This is a genomic window from Plantactinospora sp. DSM 117369, assembly GCF_053764795.1.
Map to the genome: position 1 here is coordinate 8,240,877 of NZ_CM132446.1, position 9,124 is coordinate 8,250,000.

The following is a 9,124-nucleotide window of genomic DNA, read 5'->3' on the forward strand; positions in this document are numbered from 1 at the left end:
GTCAGCCGAGGATGGCCCGGCGGACGTGCAGCACGTACGCCCAGACGCCGACGAAGATCAGCCCCAGCGCGCCGAGTGACCAGTGCAGGAAGCCGGCGAGCAGCAACAGCCCCTGCAGGACGGTGGCGGCGTGCCAGGCCCACGGCCGGCGTAGGCAGCCGGCCAGTACGACCGCCAACACCGCGAGCCCGACGACCACCCCGATCGCGCTGCCGCCCAGCTCTCCGCCGAGCAGTCGGATCGGCTGGATCGCGAGCAGCAGCACCAGCGTCTCGACGCTCAGCGCGAGGGCGCCGAGGCCGCGTACTGCCCGGCCCGGGTCCCGCAGTCCGGACGGACGGCCGCCAGGCGTACCCGTCGGGCCGCCGTGCCCGGCGGAGCTGGCCGGGCCGGCCGGCCCGCCGTCCTCGACCCGGCCCGACGGCTCCGCGGACCCGGTGGGCGGCCCGGTACGGCCAGCCGGCTTTGCCGCCTCGTCCGGGGCGCTCATCGCTTCAACAGCCGTCGCGCGTCGGCCACGGTGACCACCGAGCCGGTGACCAGCACACCCACCCCGCTCAACTCCCCCTGCACGTCGGACTCGGCCAGCGCCACGGCGGCCTCGATCGCGTCCGGCAGATCCGGAGCCACCTCGACCCGGTCCGGCCCGAAGACCTCGACCGCGAGTTCACCAAGTGCCGCGGCCGGCATCGCCCGGGGCGAGCTGTTCCCGGTCACCACGATCGCGTCGACCACTGGTTCGAGCAGTTCGAGCAGACTTCCCGCGTCCTTGTCCTCGAGTACGCCGACCAGCGCGATCAGCCGGCTGAACGCGAACTCCTCCTGGAGCGCGGTGACGGTGGCCGCCATGCCGTGCGGGTTGTGCGCCCCGTCCAGCAGGATCGTCGGGGCGGACCGGACCCGCTCCAGCCGGCCGGGTGAGTCGGCGGTGGCGAAGCCCTGACGGACGGTCTCGACGTCGAGCTGGCGGGACGCGCCCGCGCCGAGGAACGCCTCGACGGCGGCGAGCGCGATCACGGCGTTCTGCGCCTGGTGTGCCCCGTGCAGGGGTACGAAGACGTTGTCGTAGACCCCGCCGAGGCCCTGCAACGAGAGCACCTGGCCGCCGACCGCCATGCTCCGGCGCAGTACGCCGAACTCGCCGCCCTCTCGCGCGATGGTGGCGCCGACCTCGGCGCAGCGCTCCAGGATCGGTTCGGCGGCCTCCTCCGGCTGGACTGCCGAGATCACCGTCGCGCCCTTGTGGATGATCCCCGCCTTCGCCAGCGCGATGTCTCCGATGGTGTCGCCGAGCCACTCGGTGTGGTCGAGCCCGATCGGGGTGATCACCGCGATTCCGGCACTCAGCACGTTGGTGGAGTCCTCCGCACCACCGAGCCCGACCTCGACCACCGCCACGTCGACCGGAGCGTCGGCAAAGGTGGCGAAGGCGAGCGCCGTGGTCATGTCGAAGTACGTCAGCGGCTCGTCGGCGCGCTCGTCGACGAGCCGGGCCAGCGGCGCCACCTCGCGGTAGACCGATACGAAGCGTTCCTCGCCGATCGGCTCGCCGTCCAGGCTGATCCGCTCCCGCACGGTCTCCAGGTGCGGGCTGGTGTACCGCCCGGTGTGCAACCCGAAGGCCCGGAGCAGCGAGTCGATCATCCGGGCCGTCGACGTCTTGCCGTTGGTGCCGGTCAGATGGATCGCCGGGTACGCCCGCTGCGGGCTGCCGAGCACGTCGAGCAGTTCCTCGATCCGCCCGAGGTCGAAGACCATCCGGGTGTAGCCGCGGCTGGACAGTTCTGCCTCGACCTGGGCGAACTCGGCCGCCCGCTCCGCGCGCTCACTCACCGCGACCCTCGCCCCGCACCGTACGCCCCCCGCCCGTTACGCCGAACCGCCGCAACCCCGACCCCCGAAGTCTCGACCGCCGCGATCCTGACCGCCGTACACCGTCGATCCGCACCCGCACACCCGCTATCCGCGCCCGCTCGATCCGCACCCGCAGTCGCCCCACTCGTCCGCTCCCAGCCCGCACCCGTTGCCGGTCAGCCCAGCGCCGCCAGGGCACTGGCGATCCGTTCCAGGTCCGCCTCGGCCGCCGCCAGCCGGTCCCTGATCTTGTCGACCACCGGGGCCGGCGCCTTGTCGAGGAAGGCCGGGTTGTCGAGCTTCGCCCGGGCCTGACCGATCTCCTTCTCGGCCGCCGCCCGGTCCTTGGTCAGCCGGGCCCGCTCGGCGGCGACGTCGATCGAACCCCGGGTGTCCAGGGCCACCGTCACCGCGCCGGAGACGGCGAGGGTGGCACTGGCCCGGAAGTCCGGGGCCGCCTCGTCCAGCCGGACCAGCGAACGGATCAGCGGCTCGTGCGCGGCGATGCCGGCTCCGGCGAGCCCGTCGAGCCGGGCCGCCACCCGCTGCGCCGGGCGCAGCCCCTGGTCGGAACGGAACCGGCGGATTTCGGTGACCACCCGCTGGAGTTCGGTCACCTCGCGCTCCGCCGCCTCGTCGCGCAGCGCCGGCACGGCCACCGGCCAGGCGGCGGTCATCACCGACGGCCCAGCCAGGTCGGAGCTGGCGTTCTCGGTACCGGCCAGCGCGGTCCAGAGCTCGTCGGTGACGAACGGCACCACCGGGTGCAGCAGCCGCAGCAGCCGGTCGAGCACGTGTCCGAGCACCCGGCGGGTGACCTCGGCCGGCTCGCCACCGGCGGCCAGCACCGGCTTGGCCAGCTCGACGTACCAGTCGCAGACGTCGTCCCAGGCGAAGTGGTAGAGCACGTCGCAGACCTTGGCGAACTCGTACGCCTCGAACTGCTCATCCACCTCGGCGGTGACCTGCTGCAACCGGGAGAGGATCCACCGGTCCACGGTCGACAGGCGGGCCGGCTCCGGCAGCTCGCCGGCCACGTGCGCGCCGTTCATCAGGGCGAACCGGGTGGCGTTCCAGAGTTTGTTGCAGAAGTTGCGGGAGCCCTGGCACCACTCGTCGCTGACCGGCACGTCCTGGCCGGGGTTGGCGCCCCGGGCCAGGGTGAACCGGGTGGCATCGGCGCCGTACCGCTCGATCCAGTCCAGCGGGTCGACCACGTTGCCGAAGGACTTCGACATCTTCTTGCCGTACTGGTCGCGCACCATGCCGTGCAGGGCGATCACGTCGAACGGCTGCCGGCCGTCCATCGCGTACAGGCCGAACATCATCATCCGGGCGACCCAGAAGAACAGGATGTCGTAGCCGGTCACCAGCACACTGGTCGGATAGAACTTCGCCAGGTCGGGTGTCTGCTCCGGCCAGCCGAGCGTGGAGAACGGCCAGAGCGCGCTGGAGAACCAGGTGTCCAGCACGTCGAGATCCTGGTGCCAGCCCTCGCCGGTCGGCGGTTCCTCGTCCGGGCCGACACAGCGCACCTCGCCGTCCGGGCCGTACCAGACCGGGATCCGGTGCCCCCACCAGAGCTGCCGGGAGATGCACCAGTCGTGCATGTTGTCGACCCACCCGAAGTACCGCTTGGCCATGTCGGCGGGCTCGATCTTGACCCGGCCGTCCCGCACCGCGTCGCCGGCCGCCCGGGCCAGCGGTCCGGTGTTGACGAACCACTGCAACGACAGTCGCGGCTCCACCGTCGTACGGCACCGCGAGCAGTGCCCCACCGCGTGCACGTACGGCCGCTTCTCGGCGACGATCCGGCCCTGCTCGCGCAGCGCGGCGACGATCGCCGGCCGGGCCTCGAACCGGTCGAGTCCCTCGAACGGGCCGGGCGCGGTGATCACGCCCCGCTCGTCCATCACCGTCAGGGACGGCAGGTCGTGCCGCTGGCCGATCTCGAAGTCGTTCGGGTCGTGTGCCGGGGTCACCTTGACCATGCCGGTGCCGAAGCTCGGGTCGACGTGCTCGTCACCGACGATCGGGATGCGCCGCCCGGTCAGCGGCAGCTCGACCTCGGTGCCGATCAGGTGCTTGTACCGCTCGTCATCCGGGTGCACCGCGACGGCGGTGTCGCCGAGCATGGTCTCGGCCCGGGTGGTGGCGACCACCACGTCGTCGCTGTACCGGATCGAGACGAGTTCACCGTCGTCGTCGGTGTGCTCCACCTCGATGTCGGACAGGGCGGTGAGGCAGCGCGGGCACCAGTTGATGATCCGCTCCGCGCGGTAGATCAGGCCGTCGTCGTAGAGCTTCTTGAAGATCGTCTGTACCGCCCGGGACAGCCCCTCGTCCATCGTGAAGCGCTCGCGGTCCCAGTCCACGGAGTCGCCGAGCCGGCGCATCTGGCCGAGGATCTTGCCACCCGACTCGGCCTTCCACTGCCAGACCCGCTCGACGAACTTCTCCCGACCCAGGTCGTGCCGGGACAGCCCCTCGCCGGCGAGCTGGCGTTCGACCAGGTTCTGGGTGGCGATGCCGGCGTGGTCCATGCCGGGCAGCCAGAGCGCCTCGTAGCCCTGCATCCGCCGCCGCCGGGTGAGCGCGTCCATCAGGGTGTGCTCGAAGGCGTGGCCCATGTGCAGTGACCCGGTCACGTTCGGTGGCGGGATGACGATGGTGAACGGGGGCTTGTCGCTGTCGGCCGAGGCCCGGAAACGCCCGGCCGCTACCCACTCCTCGTACCGCCGACCTTCTACCTCGCCCGGCTGGTACTGGGCGGAAAGGGTCGGGGCCGGGGCGCGGTTCGCATCCAGAGTCTCGGTCACCCTCGAAGTCTACGAGCCTGCGCGCCAGGCCCGTCGTGCGCCACCTCCCGGTCGCGTACGGTGGCGGCTATGTCCGATGCCCCCCGCACCGATCGGCATGCCACGGCCGATTCCGGCGCCATCGAGATCACGTCGGAGCCGATCGTGCTGGACCACTCGGTCGGCCGGGACGCCGAGGCGGTCGACATCACTCCGGCGCTCGATGCCGAGCCGGGCGCCGCCGGGCCGGCTGGCAAGCCGTCGTCCCGACGCCGGAGAGTCGTCCTCGGCTCGGTGCTCGCAGTCACCCTTGCCGGAGCCGCCGTCTTCGGCAGCGCGAGCTGGCGGATCCTGCAGCAGAAGGATGCCACCCTCGCCACTCCGGTCGAGGTCGCCGGTCTCACCCGGGACGAGAGCGAGGGTGCCCGGGCAACCATCGAATACCTCCGCACCGCCGTCAACGCCGAGATCAACTTCGCCGAGAGCTTCGGCGCCGTCTACACCGACCCGGCCGGCCCAGACCGCAGCGTCCTGCTCTTCGGCGGTACGACCCTCGTCTGGCAGCCCGAACGGGATCTGGACCGCCTTTTCGACCTGGCTTCCGAGGAGGACAGCCCGGTCACCGACATCCGCGAGGTGGATGCCGGTGCGCTCGGCGGAGTGATGAAGTGCGGTACTGCCCCGATCCGGGACGGGGAGCTCGTCTTCTGCGGCTGGGCCGACCACGGCAGCATCGCGATGGGCATGTTCGCGGGCCGTTCCCTCGACGAGTCCGCGGCGTTGCTCCGCGATATCCGGGACACCGTCCAGAGCCGGGACTGATCTGCTGCGGGGTGTGGTCGGGGCCGTGGGAACCGGCCAATCCCCACCCACAGACCGGCCGGGTAAAACACGAGTGGCGCCACCCCACAGGGGTGGCGCCACTTCGCGAAGATGTCCGGCGGCGTCTTACTCTCCCACACCCTCCCGAGTGCAGTACCATCAGCGCTGGAAGGCTTAGCTTCCGGGTTCGGAATGTAACCGGGCGTTTCCCCTCCGCCATAACCGCCGTAACCCTATCAACAACACAAACAACAACCCCACCCACACGAGGGGCACACCATTGTTCGTTTGCTGTGAATCACACAGTGGACGCGTAGCAACTTTGTAGTCAAGTCCTCGGCCTATTAGTACCGGTCAACTGAACCAGTTACCTGGCTTACATCTCCGGCCTATCAACCCAGTCGTCTCACTGGGAGCCTTACCCCCATCACTGGGGTGGGATACCTCATCTCGAAGCAGGCTTCCCGCTTAGATGCTTTCAGCGGTTATCCCTCCCGAACGTAGCCAACCAGCCGTGCCCCTGGCGGGACAACTGGCACACCAGAGGTTCGTCCGTCCCGGTCCTCTCGTACTAGGGACAGCCCTTCTCAAGTATCCTACGCGCACGGCGGATAGGGACCGAACTGTCTCACGACGTTCTAAACCCAGCTCGCGTACCGCTTTAATGGGCGAACAGCCCAACCCTTGGGACCTGCTACAGCCCCAGGATGCGACGAGCCGACATCGAGGTGCCAAACCATCCCGTCGATATGGACTCTTGGGGAAGATCAGCCTGTTATCCCCGGGGTACCTTTTATCCGTTGAGCGACACCGCTTCCACACGCAAGTGCCGGATCACTAGTCCCGACTTTCGTCCCTGCTCGACCCGTCAGTCTCACAGTCAAGCTCCCTTATACACTTACACTCAACACCTGATTGCCAACCAGGCTGAGGGAACCTTTGGGCGCCTCCGTTACATTTTAGGAGGCAACCGCCCCAGTTAAACTACCCACCAGACACTGTCCCTGAACCCGATAAGGGCCCGAAGTTAGATACCCAAACCAACCAGAGTGGTATTTCAAGATTGCCTCCACCCATACTGGCGTATGGACTTCACCGGCTCCCACCTATCCTACACAAGCTAATTCAGATACCAATGTCAAGCTATAGTAAAGGTCCCGGGGTCTTTCCGTCCTGCCGCGCGTAACGAGCATCTTTACTCGTACTGCAATTTCGCCGGGCCTGTGGTTGAGACAGTGGGGAAGTCGTTACGCCATTCGTGCAGGTCGGAACTTACCCGACAAGGAATTTCGCTACCTTAGGATGGTTATAGTTACCACCGCCGTTTACTGGCGCTTAAGTTCTCAGCTTCGCCCCCGAAAGAGCTAACCGGTCCCCTTAACGTTCCAGCACCGGGCAGGCGTCAGTCCATATACATCGAATTACTTCTTCGCATGGACCTGTGTTTTTAGTAAACAGTCGCTTCCCCCTGCTCTCTGCGGCCATACAACGCTCCACCCGCAAAGGGGCTTCACGTCTCCGGCCCCCCTTCTCCCTAAGTTACGGGGGCAATTTGCCGAGTTCCTTAACCACAGTTCACCCGATCGCCTCGGTATTCTCTACCTGACCACCTGTGTCGGTTTAGGGTACGGGCCGCTCGGAACTCGCTAGAGGCTTTTCTCGGCAGCATAGGATCACTGACTTCACCTGAATCGGCTCGGCATCACGTCTCAGCCTTAACGGTGTGCGGATTTGCCTACACACCGGCCTACACGCTTACCCCGGCACAACCACCGGCCGGGCTCAGCTACCTTCCTGCGTCACCCCATCGCTTGACTACTACCCGCCAGGTTCCCACGCTCCCCCACATCAGTCCGAAGACATCAGCAGGTTCGGGTGGTTAGCACAACGAGGTTCATCACGGGCGCTCCTACACGGGTACGGGAATATCAACCCGTTATCCATCGACTACGCCTCTCGGCCTCGCCTTAGGCCCCGACTCACCCAGGGCGGATTAACCTGGCCCTGGAACCCTTGGTCATCCGGCGGAAGGGTTTCTCACCCTTCTTTCGCTACTCATGCCTGCATTCTCACTCGTGCCGCGTCCACAACTGGGTCACCCCGCTGCTTCACCCCCGGCACGACGCTCCCCTACCCATCCACACACCTGCACAACCACCCAAAAGTGATCGCGAAGTTAAAATGTGAATGCCACAGCTTCGGCGGTGTACTTGAGCCCCGCTACATTGTCGGCGCGGAACCACTTGACCAGTGAGCTATTACGCACTCTTTAAAGGATGGCTGCTTCTAAGCCAACCTCCTGGTTGTCTATGCGACCCCACATCCTTTTCCACTTAGCACACGCTTAGGGGCCTTAGCTGGCGATCTGGGCTGTTTCCCTCTCGACTACGAAGCTTATCCCCCGCAGTCTCACTGCCGCGCTCTCACTTACCGGCATTCGGAGTTTGGCTGATTTCAGTAACCTTGTAGGGCCCCTAGACCATCCAGTGCTCTACCTCCGGCAAGAAACACGCGACGCTGCACCTAAATGCATTTCGGGGAGAACCAGCTATCACGGAGTTTGATTGGCCTTTCACCCCTAACCACAGGTCATCCCCCAACTTTTCAACGTTGGTGGGTTCGGCCCTCCACGCGGTCTTACCCACGCTTCAGCCTGCCCATGGCTAGATCACCCCGCTTCGGGTCTAGAACACGCGACTACACGCCCTATTAAGACTCGCTTTCGCTACGGCTACCCCACACGGGTTAACCTCGCCACATGCCACTAACTCGCAGGCTCATTCTTCAAAAGGCACGCCGTCACCCCTAAAGGCTCCGACGGATTGTAGGCGAACGGTTTCAGGTACTATTTCACTCCCCTCCCGGGGTACTTTTCACCATTCCCTCACGGTACTCGTCCGCTATCGGTCACCAGGAAGTATTTAGGCTTACCAGGTGGTCCTGGCAGATTCACGGCAGATTACAGGAGTCCGCCGCTACTCGGGAACACCCACAAGAGAGACCAGCTGCTTTCACCTACCGGACTATCACCGTCTACGGTTGGCTTTCCCACACCATTCAGCTAACAACTGGCTTTATAACTCTCCGGAAGAGTGTCAGCTCTCCCCATGAAGTCCCACAACCCCGACCACGCAACCCCTGACAGGTATCACACGCAACCGGTTTAGCCTCAATCCGCTTTCGCTCGCCACTACTCACGGAATCACTATTGTTTTCTCTTCCTACGGGTACTGAGATGTTTCACTTCCCCGCGTTCCCTCCACACACCCTATGAATTCAGGTGCGGGTGACACCACATGACTGGTGCCAGGTTACCCCATTCGGACACCCTGGGATCACAGCTCGGTTGACAGCTCCCCCAGGCCTATCGCGGCCTCCCACGTCCTTCATCGGCTCCTGGTGCCAAGGCATCCACCGTTCGCCCTTGACAACTTGACCACAAAGATGCTCGCGTCCACTGTGCAATTCTCAACAAACGACCAACCCACAACCCACAACCCCACACCAGCAACCCCCACAACAGGGACCCGGTATGCGAGGCCAGGCCATGCCTGGACAGAGACAACAACCAACAGGTTGTTCCCTCAGGACCCAACAGGATGCTCTACACCCACCACCAGCCGCACCAACCCGAACTTTCCACACCCCCC

Annotated in this window: 4 protein-coding genes and 2 rRNA genes; 1 reads left to right on the top strand and 5 read right to left on the bottom strand. The window is 65.8% G+C overall.

Going from position 1 to position 9,124, the window contains the following annotated elements; all coding sequences use genetic code 11:
• Position 1: 1 nt before the first annotated feature.
• The 3 genes from ACSMXO_RS35140 to ACSMXO_RS35150 form a co-directional block, all read right to left on the bottom strand.
• A complete protein-coding gene (locus tag ACSMXO_RS35140; protein WP_455415330.1) occupies positions 2-490 on the bottom strand; it encodes a DUF4233 domain-containing protein in 489 nt (162 codons plus the stop codon).
• Entirely contained in the window at positions 487-1,758 is a 1,272-nt protein-coding gene (locus ACSMXO_RS35145; RefSeq protein ID WP_455419382.1) for a bifunctional folylpolyglutamate synthase/dihydrofolate synthase, read from the bottom strand. The genes ACSMXO_RS35140 and ACSMXO_RS35145 overlap by 4 nt, the downstream gene beginning before the upstream one ends.
• A 272-nt stretch (positions 1,759-2,030) precedes the next feature.
• Positions 2,031-4,673 (bottom strand): valine--tRNA ligase, encoded by a 2,643-nt coding sequence (locus tag ACSMXO_RS35150; protein WP_455415331.1) that lies wholly within the window; start codon positions 4,671-4,673, stop codon positions 2,031-2,033.
• Between the two features lie 69 nt (positions 4,674-4,742).
• On the opposite strand from ACSMXO_RS35150, the gene ACSMXO_RS35155 reads away from it, so the two are divergent.
• Entirely contained in the window at positions 4,743-5,474 is a 732-nt protein-coding gene (locus tag ACSMXO_RS35155; protein WP_455415332.1) for a hypothetical protein, read from the top strand.
• Positions 5,475-5,587: 113 nt separating this feature from the next.
• On the opposite strand, the gene rrf is transcribed toward ACSMXO_RS35155, so the two are convergent.
• Positions 5,588-5,704 (bottom strand): 5S ribosomal RNA (gene rrf, locus ACSMXO_RS35160).
• 94 nt (positions 5,705-5,798) lie between these two features.
• A 23S ribosomal RNA gene (locus ACSMXO_RS35165) occupies positions 5,799-8,912 on the bottom strand.
• Between the last annotated feature and the right edge of the window lie 212 nt (positions 8,913-9,124).